Here is a 16,938-nt window from a genome sequence, read left to right on the forward strand (position 1 = left end):
TGTCACAATGACGACTGAATCACTGGATGTACGGTTTTATGCCCCCGATCGAAGGACGAGCGTCGATATCGCGGACCTCCTCCGCTACTGCGGTCGCACGTTCGACCTCACTGGCGATGATCCCTCGAGCACACGAAGTCTCGGTCCAGACGCCGTCGACGAGCTCCCGTCCGTGATCCCGCTCGAAGATGCTATCGAGCGTGTGAGTTCGGGTCGCCATGGAGCGCTCTGGTTCCGAGAGCAGAATATCGAGTTCGGCCTGCATATCCATCCGGATATCGATGACCCGGCAACGTTCACGGTGTCGGTGCCTGACCACTATGTGCGAAGCAGCCAAAAAAAGAACGTGTGTTCGGTCATCGACGACATCGTCATTCCACTCTACGAGTACGCTACGCCGATGTTCGTCTACGGCGGCACGTATCTCGACGATCACATCCTCAGCCGGGAACACATCGAATCTGGATGCATTGACCGTGCGTTCTGGCTGCTCGTGTTCGGACCACAACTCGTTGAGACGCTTGGCAAGGAACGCCTCGCGGGGCTGTCGGCCTCGCGGTTCAGCGAGCTTTCCGACGGCGGGCGCCTCGTCTTGTTAACTGACACCCCCAATACATGCGCCGAGGTACAGCGAGCAGACGCTGAGACGGTACTCCAAGAGGGGTGCGGACCGTAGCCGGCCGGCAGTGGACCCGATAGACTGCCGTCACAGAACATATCTACCGTGCGGCTAGACCCGAGTGAAATCGGTAAAACCGACTACTGGACCCGTCAGCATAGAACCACGGCCCTATACCTCACAGTCACATGAACTGCACAGACCCCTATTTCGGCGACGCTGTCGTTTGAGGAGAGCGGCGAGCGCGACGCCACCAAGGGCGTGCGGCTGATTAACATTACCTATTATGACACAAGGCAAACGCACGTGGTCGCCGGAGCTTTCTATTTCGTTCAGTGACAGGGAGACTGTGCGAACAGTGGTGACACGTGGCCACTGGCCCAGCACTGAACTCAAGCTCTCTGCTCCCGAGACTGACCGTACGTTGAAACTCGTCTTCGACGACCCCCCTGACGTGGTCATTGATTTCGTTGTGAGCGCCGTTCTAGATGCGAATTACGGCACACAATCACTCGTAAGACCTGCAAACTGGTACTACTATCGTGAGGGTGTCCAGCGCGAGCGTGGCGAAGGGTCCATAATCTATCGGCCAGTCGAGACTGGGACGGTCGCACTCGATATCGTTGATGTCGATAGCGACAGTGCACCCGAAGGCGGTCGAGGACGGTTCAACGAAGCCGTGTCTCTCGATTCGAAGCTTCGGATCAACCCTGTACCGGTTTCGGCACGGGAACAGCTATCGACGCTATACGACTTCGGTCAGAAAGTACTCGAGATCTATCGAGAACATGGAGGTGACCGATCAGAGCCCCAACAGCAACTACAAAAGATCGTCCAAGATGTAGAAGGTGCATTGACTAGCGGAAAGGACGACAATCGTGTCGGATTCGATACCTCCCTCGATAGATACGAGGAACTCTTCTTGGAGAATCCAACGACTACTGAGGATGTCCACGGGCCAATTCAGGACGAGTGGCTCCGAACGCACGCCCTCGAGACGGATACCATCGAACGACTGGTCGACGAACGGATCCGCTCTGCAGATGGGGAGTCCGCACGACGCTGGTACAAGGCCCTGTTCATGATCGAGGACGAGATCACCGAACGAACGCTGAATGCTCTGGCCGCGGATCCGGATCAACGTGCAATTGGCGGGCTTTTGCTGTTCGTATGGGACGACGATCCACAATTTGCTCCGCAAGCAGTCTCGATCCTCGGATCACTACTCGCAGCTCACGAAACGTTCGAGGAAGCTAGAGAAAGCTACCAGTACGTATTCCAGCAGATAGAGAACCTGTCAGCCCAGTCAAATCACACTTCCGTCCGAGCCGCCGCCGTCGAAGCGCTCGAGAAGATCAACTAATCACGCTCGTAAAACGCAGTAGAGAAAACTCGTGACCATCGTTACGCTTTCTATCGCCGACGGCTGGAAGCGTACACTGCGAGCGAAACGGACTCGCAGTAGACTGTGATATCGAGCGTCCCGGCTACAAGTTCGTCTTCGAATTTCGCGTCGATGATCGCCACGGAGTGAGCTCCGTCGAGCTCGAGCAATCCGGGGTCACGGAATTCGCCGATTCGTATCCCGCCGCGCCGACGGTCGAGGAATCGGTCGACTTCTATGGGATCAGGCGTTCAGCACCTGCCGCAACACGTCGGGGGCGTCCTCGAGCGCGTCGTCGAGCGCCTCGGTGTCGGGGCCGCCGCCCTGCGCGAAGTCCGGCGGGCCGCCGCCGCCGCCGCCGACCTTCGAGGCGAGTTCGCCGACGACGTCGCCGGCGTTGACGCCGACGTCGTCGGGCACGGCGACGACGAACTGGGCACCGCTCTCGCCGCTGCCGAGGACGGCGATCTTGCCGCCCTCGACGAGGGCGTTCGCCGTGGCGCGCAGCTCGTCCATGTCGGCGTCGAGGCGCTGGACGACGGCCGTGGTGTCGCCGACCTCGACTTCCTCGCCGCCGCCACCGCCGCCGGTGCGGGCCTCGGCGAGCTGTTCCGTCAGGTCCTCGATCTCCTTGCCTCGCGCCTTCCACTCCTCGAAGAACCGTTCGGCGGTGTCGGGGACGTCTTCGGGCGAGACGTCCAGGATCTCGGCGGCCTCGTAGAGCGCGTCTTCTTTCCGTTGGGTCGCCTCGATCGCGGCCTCGCCGGCGGCGAACGTGATTCGTTCGACGCCGTCCTGCACGCGCTCGGTGTTGAGAACCTTGATCGTGCCGATGTCGCCGGTGCGGGCGACGTGGGTGCCACCGCAGGCCTGAACGTCCTCGTCGACGTGGATCAGGCGGATCTGCTCGCCCGGCGGGATCCCGCCCTGGTAGAGGTCGAAACCGTGTTCGGCCTCTGCGTCGTGGCGGTCGGGCCACTCCTGGGAGACCGCGGTGTTGTCCATCACGATCTCGTTGGCGCGTTTCTCGATGGTTTTGACGTCATCGCGAGCGATTCGGTCGTAGTGGCGAACGTCGATCCGCGAGCTCTCGACGCCTTTCTGGGCACCGGCCTGTCGGATGTGCTCGCCGAGCACCTGTCGCGCGGCGTGGATGACGATGTGAGTCGCCGTGTGGTGGCGCATGAGTTGTCGGCGGCGGCTGCCGTCGACCTGGCCGTTGACGAACTCGCCCTTGCCGGGATCCTCGCCGGTTCGGTGGCAGATGACGCCGTCCTCGATCTGGACGTCCGTGACCTCGACGGTGGTATCGTCGGTCGAGAGCGTCCCCGTGTCCGCGGGCTGGCCACCGCCCTCGGGATAGAACATCGTCTGGTCGAGGACGACGTCGTACCCCTCGTCGCGCTCGAAGACGTCGAGAACGACCGCTTCGAACTGGGTGCGTTGCTGATCGTCGTAGTAGAGTTTCTCCGTCTCGGGGAGGTCCTCGAAGCGCTCGTCTTCGTCCTCCTCGGCCTCCGGCACCGCCTCGGGCGTGTCGTGGCGCTTCGCGACGAGGCTGTAGAAGTCGTCGGGAACCTCGACCGTTGCCCCCGTGTCTTCGGCGATCTCCGCGACCATATCCGGCTGAATGCCGTGGGAGTCGTAGAGCTCGATCAGCTCGTCGGTCGGGATCGGCTCGCCTTTCTTCGCGTACTCCTCGGCCAGCGTCTCGACCCGGCGGCCGCCCCGTTCGAGCGTCTCGCGGTACTTCTCGACCTCGGTGCGGACGATGTCCCGGATCGTGTCGCGGTTCTCGTAGTCGAGGCGCTCGGCCTGCATGTCGACGAGTTCGTCCAGCGGCGCGTCGACGCCGACGGTATCACAGAGCCGCTTCGTTCGCCGGAGGACCATTCGCGCGAGATAGCCCGTGCCGACGTTCGAGGGGACGATGCCGTCCCCGAGCATGTACGCCAGCGTCCGGCAGTGGTCGGCGATCGCGTAGATGTCCTCGAGGGGTTCCATCAGCTCCTCGAGTTCCGCCGCGTCGACGTCGAGTTCGGCGGCGATTTCGCCGCGAGCGGTCTCCATATCGTCGGCTTCGTCGATGTCCATGTGACCCGCGAGTTTCGCGGTGCGGTGGACGAGCGCCTCCTGCTCGTCGGTGTGCTCGAGTCCCGCGTTCTCCTTGAGGAAGGCGATCATGTCGGGGTAGACCGCCTCGTAGACGGTCGGCGTCCCCTGGGAGACCCAGGTCCACCGCTCGAGCCCGTAACCAGTGTCGACGATGTAGGTGTCCATCGGGCTGTAGCGGTTCCCGTCTTTCATCTCGTACTCGCCGTCGGGGTCCTGCTCCATCGACATGAAGACGAGCGTGGCGAGTTCGACGCCGCGGTAGATGACCTCGATGGCGGGCCCGGCGTTCCCGCCGCCGACCCACGGGTCCTCGATGTAGACGACCTCCTCCAGGTCGACGCCCATCGACTCGAAGAAGCCGTCGCAGAGTTCGACGGTGTGGTCCTTCCAGTAGACCTCGCCGTGGTAGGCGTAGGCGTCCTCGTCGACGTCCTCGCGCGTGTTGAACGCGTGGTGGGCCATCATCTCGAAGGCCATCGTGTGCCGACCGGTCTTGCCGACGTTGTCGATGTCCTGCATTCGAATACAGGGCTGGGAGACGCAGAGCGGGTTCGCCGGCGGGGGCGTCTCGCCGCTCGTCACCAGGGGCTGGAAGTCGTAGATCGACGCCTGCGTCAGCAGGACGTCGTCTCGCCAGCGGTTCGCCGCGACGGGATAGGGCTCGATTCGCTCGTGTTCGTTGGCCTCGAAGTAAGAGAGAAAGGCCTCGCGCATCTCCCCGAGATTGTACGAGTCGTCGAATCCCGAGTTGTCGATGAAGCCGTACTCCTCGCAGGGTGGCTCACCGCAGGTTACCCTGCTCTCGTCGCGCGTCCAGAAGTGAGCGCCACACTTCGGACACTCCTTGCGCTCGAATCCTTCCTCCTCGAAGTACTCGAGGCGGTACTCCTCCTCTAGTTCGCTCATTACGCGTGTATTGGCCTTGCAGCGCGTAAAACAGTTCCGCAACAGGTGTCGGCGACCGGCGACCGGCGCGAGCGTGAGCGAGCCGTCCGCCGAACGGAGGCCGGTGTCAGCGCGTCTCGAGAGCCGCCAGTCGACTTCGCGCCCGTGTTTATTGGGCGTCTGTGACGGGGGCATTATGTTCGTAAGTGATAAGCAATTAATAAGTATAGTCGTCTGAAACGTATCGGTAATGGTGGGACTTCGACAGACGCCGACGAATCCGACGGGTGCACGTGGACGCGGACTCGATCGACTCGAGCGATCGATCCGGGCCGACCCCGGAGAGCGCCGTGATCGCGGGACGGGAATCGAGTCCAGGGGCCACGAGTGACGATGTCGACGCGACGAACCCTGCTCCGAAAGGCCGGTCTGACCGGCATCGGAACGGTCGCCGGCGTTGCCCTCCTCCCGTCGCCGCCGAACGCGACGGAGCCGAGCGGCACCGTCGAAGCCGCCGAGCCACCCGCAGGAATCGCCGACTGGCTCGACGCCCCGATCACCGACGAAGACGCATCGCCGATCGGTCGGTACCACTACGAACCGACGGGCGACGGGTTCCGCGCGACGGCCCCGTTCAACGTCGTACTCCTCCCCGACGCCGACGGGGAGCGCGGCCTCGAGCGCGTCATGTCCGTTCTCGACGCCGAGGGCTGGATCCGCAGTCCCGAGGAGTACACCCGGTTCGCCTGGGATCGGACCGACGAGGAGTACGTCCGCCAGCAGGCGACGGCCGCCCAGTCCTACTACGGGACGAACGGTCGGCGACACGTCCGGTGCTGGTCGTTCGAGGGGGTCGTCTCGATGCAGGCCCACGAGGATACCCCCGCTCGGCCGAAACACGGCGTCGCCTCCTATCGTCGCGGCCGGGACACCGTCGAGGCGATCTTCGCCGCGGACGGCTGGCGGGTGTCACCCGACGCGATCGAGCTGGACAACGAGAAGGGGCCCGACCACGACGGGTTCGCGACGGTCATCGCGGAGGAGCCATGAGTCCCGAGACCGACGACCGACGATCGCTCGGGGCGCGCGCAGCCGTCGGGGCCGCCCTCGAGCATCCGCTGGTCGGCCTCCATCGCCGGCGAACGGCGCTCACCGTGACGTATCTGCTGGGACTGACCGCAACGTTTCTCCTCAGTTACGTCGGAGCGAGGCTGCCAGTCGACGACGCCGTTCTACAGACGCTGACGACGGGGTTGGATACGCTGAGCCTGGTCTTCATCGCGGTCGTGACGCCGACGATCCTGGTCGTCCCGCTGGTCTCCGCGGCCTGGAACGGCGGGCCGGGGCTGTCCGCCCTCGTCCCGGTCGTTCCGGTCGCGCTGGGTGATATCATCGCCGGCGCGTACGTCCTCGATCTCGACGTCGCGATCGCCCTGACCGTCTGTCCGAGCGCGGCCGCGCTCGCGCTCGTCTCCGCCGACGTGCGACGAACCGGCTCGCTTCGGTTCTGGCGGAGCGGCGTCGACGAGGATCGGCTCCTGTTCGTCACGGCGATCGCGATCGTCACCGCCGTCGGCGTCGGCCGGTTCGTCAGCACCGCGCCGTCGTACATGCTCGAGTGGTACGCGCCGATGGGCGGCTACTGGCTCGTCACCGCCACGGTCGTGGGGAGCTACTGGCTGGCCGCCGTTCGATCGACGTGGCGCACCGACGACAGTCACGCCGCTGCGGATTCGTAGCTCGCGACCGGCGATCCACCGCTCGTCCGCAGGCACGCTCTGCTCTCGAACGCGTCGATCGCCGGAGACGACTCAGCGGTCGATACGGGCGGCAACGTTTTATCGTGGGAGACGGTCACGCCATACAGGCAATTGAACGGCGACGGAGCGAGTCCGCGACCGCGAACGGTGCTCTACGTGGCCGCCACCGAGACGGCCGCCAGCGACGGCGCTGCGGCGCTCGAACGGGTGGCGTCCGGACCGGCGCGCTCGGTACACGGTCTCACCGCGGACGAGCGGGTTCGCAACTGGGCACCCGACGCCGACTGCGTCGTCTTCGCCGAGACGCCGACGACGGCGGCCGGCTCCACGCTGCTCGAGGTGGTCGACGCCAGCGGCTCGACGCCGGTCGTTCTCTTCACCGACGCGTCGTTCGCGCCGACGGCAGCGCGCTCGACGGACGGCGTCGACGGCTACGTCCGCCGCGATACCGCCGACGCCGTCGCACATCTCGCGGACGAGATCGAGTGGGTCTGTAGCCGCCCCGAGACGACGGGCGGCGACGACCCCGAATCGGATGCCGACCGCGAGACCGACGCGATCGCGATGACCGGCGAGCGAGCGGTGTCGAACGCCGATGCCACCGGTCGGATACTCGAGTCGCTCCCCGACCTGGTCGCCTGTCGGGATCGCGACGGACTCTTCGAGCTGCTGGTCGAGACTGCGGCCGACGCCCTCGAACGCGAGCACTGCTGGTTCTCGACGGTCCACTTCGGGGAGCTCAAGCCGCGGGTGACCGCACCGGCGATTTCGGACGGCGATCTCGAGCCGGTGTCTCGCGACGGCACGCTCGGCGAGACGCTGCGAACGGGCGAACCGCTCCGTCTCGACGAACTCGCAGCGGACGAGCGACTGACGGCACCGCTCGAGGGGGTCGAATCGCTGTGCTGTGTCCCCGTCGGCGACGTCGGTATCCTGCAGATCGCCGCCGAGGAACCGGCCGCGTTCGACGAGACCGACTGCGAGCTACTGGCCGCGTGGTGCCGGTCCGCCGCCGCGGTCCTCGAGCGGATGGACCGCGAGGCGAGCCGCCACGCGGAACGTGATCAGCTACGCGGGGAGCGGGACCGACTGCGGGCGCAACGAAACCGCCTGGCGACCGAACGCGATCGGCTCGCGGACGAACGCGAACGCTTCCGGACCCTGTTCGCGAACGTGCCGGAACCGGCGGTCAGATACGAACTCGACGACGGTCGACCGATCGTCCGAAGCGTCAACGACACCTTCGCCGAGGTCTTCGGCACCGACCCCGAGACGATCGTCGGCGAGCCCGTCGACGAGGGGACCGTGCCGCCGGGCCTCGAGCAGCGGCGGGCGACGCTGCTCGAGTCGCTGCGGGCGGGCGAACGACGGCAGCTGGTCAGTCGCCGGGAAACGGTCGACGGCGTCCGCGAGTTCCTCCTCACGCTGGTTCCGGTCGAAGCGGGTACGAGCGGCGACGGGGCCGGCTACAACCCCGAGGGACTGATCGTCTACAGCGACGTCACCGAGGCGAACCGCCGCGAACGGGAACTCGCCGCGGTCGAAGATCGGCTCGAGCGGATCGCAGATCTGGTCGACGAGAACGTACGAACGCCGTTGAACGTCGCCCGGGGATACCTCGAACTCGCCGCGGAAACCGGCGACCCCGAGCACTTCGCGGAGATCGACGACGCACAGGAGCGGCTGCGGGACCACGTCGATCAGCTGATCTCGATCGCCCGACGGGACGACGTGCTCGTCGACACCGAACCCGTCGCCATCCACGACGTCGCACGGCGGGCCTGGGTCGCCGTCGACACCGACGACGCGCGCCTCGTCACGCGGGCGGCGAACGATCGCGTGCTCGCGGCCGACAAAGCGCGGCTCCGGGAACTGTTCGAACACCTGTTCGGAGCCGTAACCGAGGGCCCGGGCGAGAACGGTGTGGCCGAGGCGGACGGGAACGGGACGTTCGGGTCGGACGATGCGACCCCGGTGGTCACCGTCGGGGCGACCGACGACGGCTTCTACGTCGCTCGACGCGAGCCCGACGGCGCGGCTGTCAACAGCGGTCTCGAGACGGACCCGGTCCCCGGCCAACTGGCCGCGGCCGACGGCACCGGCTTCGGGCTCGGCACCGTCGAACGGATCGCCGACGCACACGGCTGGAACGTCGGCGTCGCAGCGGACGACGACCGCGTCGCCTTCGCGTTCCGCGGCGTGGACGACGGCGATCGGGCCTGAAAACAGTTCCAGTCGCGACCGGCGATCAGGCGTCGTTCTCGAGCGCCAGCGACGCCAGCATCGCCTCGAGTTGCAGGCGCTCGTTTGCGCCCTCAGTGATCCGGTAGTCGACCTCGCCGAGACGCTCGAGCAGTCGGACCGTCGCCCGCTCCGGAACGTCGAACTCCCAGGCGGAGCGGTGGAGCTGGTCGATGACGTCGCCGCCGGCGAGCCCGCGCTCGGTCAGGAGGTCCTCCAGGGCGGCGCGGGCGGCGGTGAAGTCGCCGCCGATGGCGTGCTCGACCATCGCCTCGACCTCCTCGGGGCGGGCGGTGGCGGTGATCGCGAAGACGGTCTCCTCGTCGACGGTCTCGCCCATCACCGCGGCGGCCTGCAGGGCGTTGATCGCCTTCCGCATGTCGCCGTCGGCCGCGTAGACCAGGGCGTCGACGCCGTCGTCGGTCACCGCGATCTCCTCGTTCGCGGCGATCTCTCGAACCTGTGCCTCGATGGCCGTCTCGGTGAGTTCGGTAAAGCGGAAGACCGCACACCGCGACTGGATGGGATCGATGATCTGGCTCGAGTAGTTACACGAGAGGATAAAGCGCGTGTTGTTCGAGAACTGCTCCATCGTCCGGCGCAGGGCCGACTGGGCGTCGGAGGTCAGCGCGTCGGCCTCGTCGAGGAAGATGATGCGATGGGAGTAGCCGCCGAAGGAAGAGCGCGCGAAGTCCTTGATCCGATCGCGGACGACGTCGATCCCGCGCTGGTCGGAGGCGTTGAGCTCGAGGAAGTTCTCCCGCCAGTCGTCGTCGTAGACCTCTCGAGCGATCGCCTGCGCTGCTGTCGTGTTGTGCATGACCGTCGGAACGTCCCCTGCGACGTAGTTTCGCGTTCCGGGTACCGTCAGGTCGTACACGCGCTGCTCGTCCTGTACTCGTTCGACGTCCGTCACACGGTCGAAGTAGAGCGTTTCACGCGAGAGTCGGTCAAGTTCGACCAACTGTTCGACGACCGCCATCGAGCACATCTCGTTGGCCACATCGAGAACCCGATCGGCAACGGTCTCGAACCGAGGCAGTGACGCGAGGTCGTGATCGTCATTCTCAACGAGGGCACGGACATCCCTGCCCAGTAAATCCGTCTCGTCCGCGATTCGATTGTCCGAGACGCCAAGTGCGTCGATCGCATTCCGGAGCGATTCCTGGACTGAATTGGTCTCCGGCGTTTCGGTACGCGACTCGAGCATGACGAGTAACTCCCCAGTGCGGCTCGCAGTCGGCGACCGTCGGCTATCAGCGTATTCGAGAAGACGATCCGTCCGAACATCGGTTGACGCTTCGACGTCTTTTCGCGCCTCGATCGGTTCCAGCGCATCCCGCTGGCTGATCCATTCAGTCGGAATAGCACTCACTGAACGGAGATCGGATCGAACCTGTTCAATTTCTCGCTTGACCTGCTGTGCAGCCTCGAGGCGGTCCGACGCAGCCTCGAGCATGCGGTCGACGTCCTCGAGGTAGGCCTCACGACCGGGATTGTCGGAATTCAGTGTCTCGCTCACCAGCGGCTCTTTTTTCAGTGCGAGCGTTCGACAGAGGTCGTCGACGGACGCCTGTGCGGGCATCGTGTCGTAATTCGGATTCCCGGAACCGGTCGTCGCGTCAGCGAGCCGCTCCCGTTTATAGCAGATAGTGAACCCGACCGCATCTTCGAAGCGCGAGAGCGCCGAAACCCCGGAAATGTACAACTGGTGGTACTCCGTTTTCGATCCTGAGCCGTTCGTCGCCGTCTTCTCGACGCGCTTGCGCCGCGTCGGAATTCCTAACGAAGCGAGCAGGTATGAACAGAGCGTGATCAGCAATTCGTCTTTCTGTGTCAGTTCGATCGTTCCCTGCTTCGCAACGTACGCTTCCGAATCGAAGACAGCCTGCAGGAACGCCGCCCGAACGTCGACCGGAGCGTGAACGAGTGTCGAGCCGATACACGATTCCGACGACTCACCGAAGACGTCGAAACAAGATTCGAGGAAGTGGTGAAGCGACTTGGTCCGAAGTTCGACGTATGGGACGTCTTTCTGTACGCCGCGGGTCGTTTCGAGGCCGAACAGTTCCTGTGCGATGTGTTCGAACGACTCACGGAGTGCATCGTCCGTGTTGTAGAATTTGATACGGCCGTTCTCGATGCGCGCTTCGCTGATCGCCAGTCCGACGAACCGCGCCAGATCCGGCGTGAGTTCCCACGGCGGCGTGATCGGATTGGATCGCTTGTTGTACGGCGTGACGTACTGTACGGATTCGACGTTGGCTCGAAGGTCAGGTTCCGCGACATCGAGCGATCGGAGGTACGCAAGCGAACAGGTCGTCGACGGGTCCTCGAGATCGATCGAGATATCTCTTGCGTAATTCTGCGCCGTTTTACGAGCGATATCGTGCTCAGCGACGATCTCGGCTACCGAATCGCCTCGTCGAAGGCAGCCAATTACTGTCTTCTTCTGCCCGGCGTAGTTCTCTTCGGCTGGGATTTCGTATCGCTCGGCGAACGACTCCGAGACGGTAACAAACGTTCTGTCGCCGTCCATCGACGAGAGCCAGTCGAGCGACGCGGATGTGTCGTCAGTAGCGAGTGGCGTTTCCAGTGGCCGAACGATCCGCTCTCCGCCGGATAGCGATTCGGCCTCCCGCCACTCGAGGCCCGTCTCGTCGGCCACGAGAAGTTTGTGCTCCGGCGTGACCGTGAACTCGTTCCCGTCACGTGTTGTAACCGAGACGAGATCGGCTGCTTCCTTCGAGAAGACGTGAGATGGAGAGACGTATTCGAACGAACCGTCGTTGTCGTACGTCAGAATCTCGAGGTCGTCGTCTGGCGTTCCGAATCCGTCGACGTCACCGACGACAGTGGAGATGGGAGTGATACCCTCGTTCGTCAGCACCGGTGTCTCGCCGGTGACACACTTCCCCGTTCCGGCCGGGCCCGCGAACATGAGATGCGGGAGGTCGTCCTGCTCGACGTAGTTCTCGAGTCGCGGGACGATGTCCTCGTGGCCCTTGATGTCGTCGAGCCGTTCCGGGCGATACTTCTCGATCCAGACTTCGGTCTTCCCGGGTGTGGGCTCCGCCGCCTCGGCGTCGGCCTCGCTCATACCGGTCGAAGGGACGGGCGCAAGATAAATCGCCCGAAGGTCGCTCTCGAGTCCGGCCACCGCGGCGAATCGGCCGGCAACGGAGCGGACGGCACGCGCCGGTTCGCCCGTGGAGAGCCGGTGCCGTCGTCCGCGACCGGTACGAGATCTTACATCTGCGTAACAGGTTTTACTGTCTGCTCGATGAAGGACGACCCGTGATGTCCGAGAACGATTCGCTATCGTGGCTCGTCGTCGTGCTGGTCGCCCTCGTCGCCGTCGGTACCGTGCCGGCGACGGGGGCCGCCCAGACCGACGCGCAGACCGGCGGCACGGTCGTCGTCGAGGAGGGTGAGACGGTCGACAGCCTCGAGGCGTTCGGCGGGAGCGTCATCGTCCGCGGGACCGTCGACGGCGACGTCAGCGCCGTCGGGGGAGACGTCCGGATCGAGCGCACGGGCGAGGTCGGCGGCAATCTCGAGGCCGCCGGCGGGAGCGTGACCATCGCTGGGACCGTCGCCGGCGACGTCGACGTCGGAGCGGGCAGCTTCACCGTCACCGAGGCCGGCACCGTCGGGGGCACCGTCACGGCCGGTGCCGGGACCGTGACGATCGACGGCACGCTCGAGGGCAACGCCGAAATCGGTGCCGAAACGATCCGACTGGGAGAGACCGCGTCTATCGCGGGCGATCTGCGGTACGACGGGAACCTCGAGGGGAACACCGACGCAGTCGCCGGCGACGTCCAGGAGGACGCCTCGCTCGGTGTCGACGTCGCGCCGACGATACAACCCGTCGCGTCGTGGCTGTTCGCGGTCTACGCGCTGGCGGTCAACCTGCTGCTCGGTGCCGCGTTGCTCGCGCTGTTCCCGCGGTTCTCCGACGGCGTCGCCGACCGCGTCGCGTCGGGTCCGCTCCGCTCCGGGCTCGTCGGACTGGGCGTCTTCGTCGGGATTCCCGTCCTCCTGGTCGCGCTCGCGATCACCGTCGTCGGCATCCCGCTGTCGCTGATCGGCGGCTTCGTGTTCGCCCTGTTGCTCTGGGTCGGCATTATCTACGGCCGCTTCGCCGTCGCCGCCTGGCTCCTCTCGCTGGTCGGCCTCGGCAACCGCTGGCTCGCGCTCGTCGTCGGGCTGGTCGCCGGTGCCGCCCTCTCCCTGCTTCCCGTTCCGATCGTCGGCGAGGCGATCGATCTGCTCGTCCTCCTGCTGGGACTGGGGGCGCTCGTCCGCGGGCTGTTCGGCCACTGGCGCGCCGCCCGCAACCGAGATCGAGAGCGCCGCGTCGGTCCCGACGAACCGACCGCGGACTGACCGCGAGCGACGCGCTCAAGGCGGCCGCCGCTATACGTGGGCGTATGCACGTCACCGTCGACGTCAAGGGCGAGGACAGCTACGAACTCGAGCTCGAGGCGGTGGCGGGAGCCGCGGACGCCGACGCGACGCCGACCTACGCGGACCTGCTCCGCGAGGTCGAGTTGAGCCCTCACGAGGTGAGCGTCCTCGTCGACGGCCGCCCGGTGCCCGAGGACCAGCCCGTCGAGAGCGACCACGTGACGGTGTTGCGCCTGATCAAGGGCGGCTGATTCGGTCGATCCGCCGGCGACTCGGATGCCCGGCGCGGACGACAGCCGAGGGGTGACCCGCTCAGTACTTGCCCCCCAGCGACTAGGGGTAGTATGGAACCGACACATCGACGACTACTGGCCGCTGTATCCCCTCCCCGTGCGGGGGCGGTGGCCGTCGCACTCGTCGTCCTTGCCACCGTCGGCATCGTCGGGAGTCTCGCGGTGCCGGTTCGAACCGTCGACCTCCCGCTGTTCGACGCGCTCCCGGCGGTCGGACTCCTCGGTCTCGTCATCCCCAGCGACGTGGGGAACGCGATCGCGCGCTTGACGGAGAGAATCGAGCGGTTCGAAGCCGGTACGGACGACGGAGACTTCTCGACCGACTGTCCCGACGAACTCGAGCCCCTGGCAGACGCCATCGAGAGCATGATCGCGACCGCCCGCGAACGCGAACGGCGGCTCGAGCGGTCCATGGGGTTTACGAACGACGTGCTCGACGCCATCCAAGACGTGTTTTACGTCCTCGATGCGGACGGAGAGATCCAGTGCTGGAACGAGCGACTCCCGGAGCTGACGCGCTACTCGGACGAAGAGGTCGGGTCGATGCACGTGCTCGATTTCTACGAGGGAGACGACGAGGAATCGATCCGGGCGGCGGTCGACACGGCCCACGAGACGGGGAGCACTCGAGTGGAAGCCAACGTCCGAACGGCCGACGGCGAGTTCGTCGCCCACGAGTTCACCGGGGTCGCACTCGAGGACCCGGACGGAAATCCGGTACTGGCGGGTATCGGTCGGGACGTGAGCGATCGCAAGCGCCTCGAGGCGGACCTCCGAACCGAGAAGGCGCACTTTCGCGTCGCACTGGAGAACTCGCCCATGATCGCGTTCAGGATGGACACCGACCTCCGCTACACGTGGGTCTCCAGTCCGCATCCGGATTTCCGGCGCGAGGACGTGCTCGGCAAACGCGACGACGACCTGTTACCGCCGGGAGAGGCGGAGAAGCTGATGGGGCCGAAGCGGACGGTCCTCGAGACCGGCGAGGGCAGCCGCGAGGAGGTGACGTACGACCTTCCCAGCGGGGAAGTCACGTACGACCTGACGGTCGAGCCGCTGCGCGACGAATCCGGCGCGGTTACGGGGCTATCTTGTGCCTCGCTGGACGTTACCGACCGGAAAGAGCACGAACGGGACATCGAACGCACGCGCGATCTGCTCCGCCAGACACAGCGGATCGCGAAAGTAGGGGGCTGGGAGCTCGACTTGCAAACCGGGCCGCCCTACAGCGGAATGCTCACGGACGAGGCCTATCGGATCCACGAGCTCTCCGCCGGAGACTGCTTCGACATGGCGGAGGGGATCGAGTTCTACCACCCCGACGATCGGCCGCGCATCCGTGCGGCCGTCGAGCGGGCCATCGAAACGGGCGACCCGTACGACCTCGAAGTGCGGCTGATCACGGCCGACGGCAACGTCCGATGGGTCCACACGACCGGTGATCCGATCGAATCGAACGGCGAAACCGTCGCGCTCAGAGGGGCGCTGCAGGACATCACCGACCGTAAGGAGGACGAACTCGCGCTTCGGTCGATTCACGACGCCACTCGCGAACTCCTCAACACGGAGACGGTGACCGACGTCGCCGAACTGATGGTCCAGACGACAGAGAACGTACTCGACGTCACCGGCGTCGGCGTCTACTGCCTCAACAGCGGGGCGACCCGACTCGAGCCCCTCGCCTCCACCGCCGGGTTCGACGATCACGCCGGCGACTCGCCGTCCGTCCCCGTCGGTGACGTCGACTCCGCGATCTGGAACGCGTTCGTCACGGGAACGCAGACGGTCGACGACGACCCGATCGAGCGCCGAGTCCCGTTCGACGGCCCCGTCGACGGTGGGGTGTTCGTTCCGATCAGCGGGTACGGCGTCTTCGTCGTCCTCGCACCGTCCGCGATCGACGACGAAACCCGGCGGCTCGTCGAAACGCTCGCCGCGACGACCGAAGCGGCGTTCGACCGACTCGAGAGCGAAGCGAGCCTGCAGGTGCGAGACGCCGAACTCGAGGAGCGAAACCGTCGTCTGAAACGCCAGATCCAGATCAACGAGATCATTCGATCGATCAACCAGTCGCTCATCGGTGCCACCACTCGCGAGGAGATCGAACGCACCGTCTGCGAACGGTTGGTCGCTAACGACGATATCGCGTTCGCGTGGATCGGGAGCCTCGACGCCAGCGAGACCGCGCTCCAGCCCCATACCTGGGCCGGAACCAATCAGGAATACCTGAACGTCGTCGACCTCGAGACGAGCGGAGCGACACCGGAGCCGTCCGCGCTCGTGGCTCGAACCGAGCAGTCGACGGTCGTTTCGAACGTTCTCGACGATCTGAAAGCCGAGACGTGGCGACGGAGCGCGCTCGCCTACGGATTCTCCTCCTGTCTCTCCGTCCCGATCTGGTTCGACGAGTACTCCTACGGCGTTCTCTCCGTCTACGGCAACAGGCCGGACATCTTCGACGACCTCGAGCGAACGGTGTTCGAAGAGCTCGGCGAGAGTATCGCGAACTCGATCACCGCCGTGAAGACGCGACAGGCGCTCCAGGCCGACACGCTCCTCGAACTCACGCTCCGCTTCGAGGGGGCGGAGACGTTCCTCGGGCGGGTCGCCCGGAACGTCGACTGCCAGGTCGAGTACGAGGGGATCGCGACCCATTCGATCGACGAAACGCGCCTCTTCTTTTCGGTGGTGGACGGTGATCCCGACGCGGTCGACGAGGCACTCGACGCGCTCGTCTCCGTCAGGAGCCACAATCTCGTGAACGAATCGGCCGACGGATGCCTCTTCGAAGCGACGGTTACGGGCAGCGACGTCGCCTCGAGACTCGTCCGACACGGTGCGCGTCCGCGGTCGATACGTGCCACCGGGACGGAACTCGAGGCGGTCGTCGACCTCCCCCCGGCGAGCAACGTCCGGGAGTTCGTCGGAATGCTCGCCGAACAGTGCTCGAGCGTCGAACTCGTCGCCCGGCGCGACGTCCAGCGGACGATGCATACCAGGGAGGAACTGGTAACGTCGCTGTTCGCCGAGCTGACCGAGAGGCAGTTGGAGGTTCTCAAGACCGCCTACTACGCGGGCTTCTTCGACTGGCCGCGCGAGAGCACGGGCGAAGAAATCGCCGAGATGCTGGGCGTCTCCCAACCGACGATCAACCGCCACCTCCGGCTTGGACAGCGGCGACTCCTCGAGCAGCTGTTCGCGAGCGACGAGCGTGCAGTCGCCGGATAA

The 16,938-nt window shown here is 65.3% G+C and carries 11 protein-coding genes; 9 read left to right on the forward strand and 2 right to left on the reverse strand.

From position 1 onward, the window contains the following. The first annotated feature begins 7 nt into the window (after positions 1 to 7). Both BMX07_RS23745 and BMX07_RS10655 read left to right on the forward strand, forming a co-directional pair. The gene (locus BMX07_RS23745) at positions 8 to 676 is read left to right on the forward strand and encodes a hypothetical protein (RefSeq protein WP_139210859.1); all 669 of its coding nucleotides are present in this window, start codon (positions 8 to 10) and stop codon (positions 674 to 676) included. A gap of 229 nt (positions 677 to 905) precedes the next feature. After that, positions 906 to 1,982 carry a hypothetical protein gene (locus BMX07_RS10655; RefSeq protein WP_175480120.1) on the forward strand — a complete coding sequence of 359 codons (1,077 nt, stop codon included), beginning with the start codon at positions 906 to 908 and terminating at the stop codon, positions 1,980 to 1,982. A 264-nt stretch (positions 1,983 to 2,246) separates the two neighbouring features. On the opposite strand, the gene alaS is transcribed toward BMX07_RS10655, so the two are convergent. Continuing rightward, positions 2,247 to 5,024 carry an alanine--tRNA ligase gene (gene alaS / locus BMX07_RS10660; protein ID WP_090618420.1) on the reverse strand — a complete coding sequence of 926 codons (2,778 nt, stop codon included), beginning with the start codon at positions 5,022 to 5,024 and terminating at the stop codon, positions 2,247 to 2,249. 229 nt (positions 5,025 to 5,253) lie between these two features. On the opposite strand from alaS, the gene BMX07_RS24405 reads away from it, so the two are divergent. The 4 genes from BMX07_RS24405 to BMX07_RS10675 all read left to right on the forward strand — a co-directional run bounded on the left by BMX07_RS24405 (position 5,254) and on the right by BMX07_RS10675 (position 8,986). Continuing rightward, positions 5,254 to 5,394, forward strand: a complete 141-nt coding sequence (locus tag BMX07_RS24405) for a hypothetical protein (RefSeq protein WP_175480121.1) — start codon at positions 5,254 to 5,256, stop codon at positions 5,392 to 5,394. A 2-nt stretch (positions 5,395 to 5,396) separates the two neighbouring features. Beyond that, entirely contained in the window at positions 5,397 to 6,053 is a 657-nt protein-coding gene (locus BMX07_RS10665) for a hypothetical protein (protein WP_090617594.1), read from the forward strand. Then, positions 6,050 to 6,742, forward strand: coding sequence for a hypothetical protein (locus BMX07_RS10670; protein ID WP_090617596.1), 693 nt, complete (start codon positions 6,050 to 6,052; stop codon positions 6,740 to 6,742). Before BMX07_RS10665 ends, BMX07_RS10670 begins: the two co-directional genes overlap by 4 nt. Positions 6,743 to 6,874: 132 nt before the next feature. Continuing rightward, positions 6,875 to 8,986 (forward strand): GAF domain-containing protein, encoded by a 2,112-nt coding sequence (locus BMX07_RS10675; RefSeq protein WP_245742097.1) that lies wholly within the window; start codon positions 6,875 to 6,877, stop codon positions 8,984 to 8,986. Between the two features lie 25 nt (positions 8,987 to 9,011). Here BMX07_RS10675 and BMX07_RS10680 read toward each other — a convergent pair whose 3' ends face one another. Further along, positions 9,012 to 12,104, reverse strand: coding sequence for a replication factor C small subunit (locus BMX07_RS10680; RefSeq protein ID WP_090617598.1), 3,093 nt, complete (start codon positions 12,102 to 12,104; stop codon positions 9,012 to 9,014). A 200-nt stretch (positions 12,105 to 12,304) separates the two neighbouring features. Here BMX07_RS10680 and BMX07_RS10685 point away from each other — a divergent pair, with 200 nt between their 5' ends. The 3 genes from BMX07_RS10685 (at position 12,305) to BMX07_RS10695 (ending at position 16,938) form a co-directional block, all read left to right on the forward strand. After that, positions 12,305 to 13,396, forward strand: coding sequence for a bactofilin family protein (locus tag BMX07_RS10685; RefSeq protein ID WP_090617600.1), 1,092 nt, complete (start codon positions 12,305 to 12,307; stop codon positions 13,394 to 13,396). Positions 13,397 to 13,440: 44 nt separating this feature from the next. Then, on the forward strand, positions 13,441 to 13,668 hold the full coding sequence (gene samp2, locus BMX07_RS10690) for a ubiquitin-like small modifier protein SAMP2 (protein WP_090617603.1): 228 nt from the start codon (positions 13,441 to 13,443) through the stop codon (positions 13,666 to 13,668). A 150-nt stretch (positions 13,669 to 13,818) separates the two neighbouring features. After that, positions 13,819 to 16,938 (forward strand): bacterio-opsin activator domain-containing protein, encoded by a 3,120-nt coding sequence (locus tag BMX07_RS10695; protein WP_175480122.1) that lies wholly within the window; start codon positions 13,819 to 13,821, stop codon positions 16,936 to 16,938.

Source organism: Natrinema salaciae, assembly GCF_900110865.1.
In the GTDB taxonomy this organism is placed as follows: Archaea; Halobacteriota; Halobacteria; order Halobacteriales; family Natrialbaceae; genus Natrinema; species Natrinema salaciae.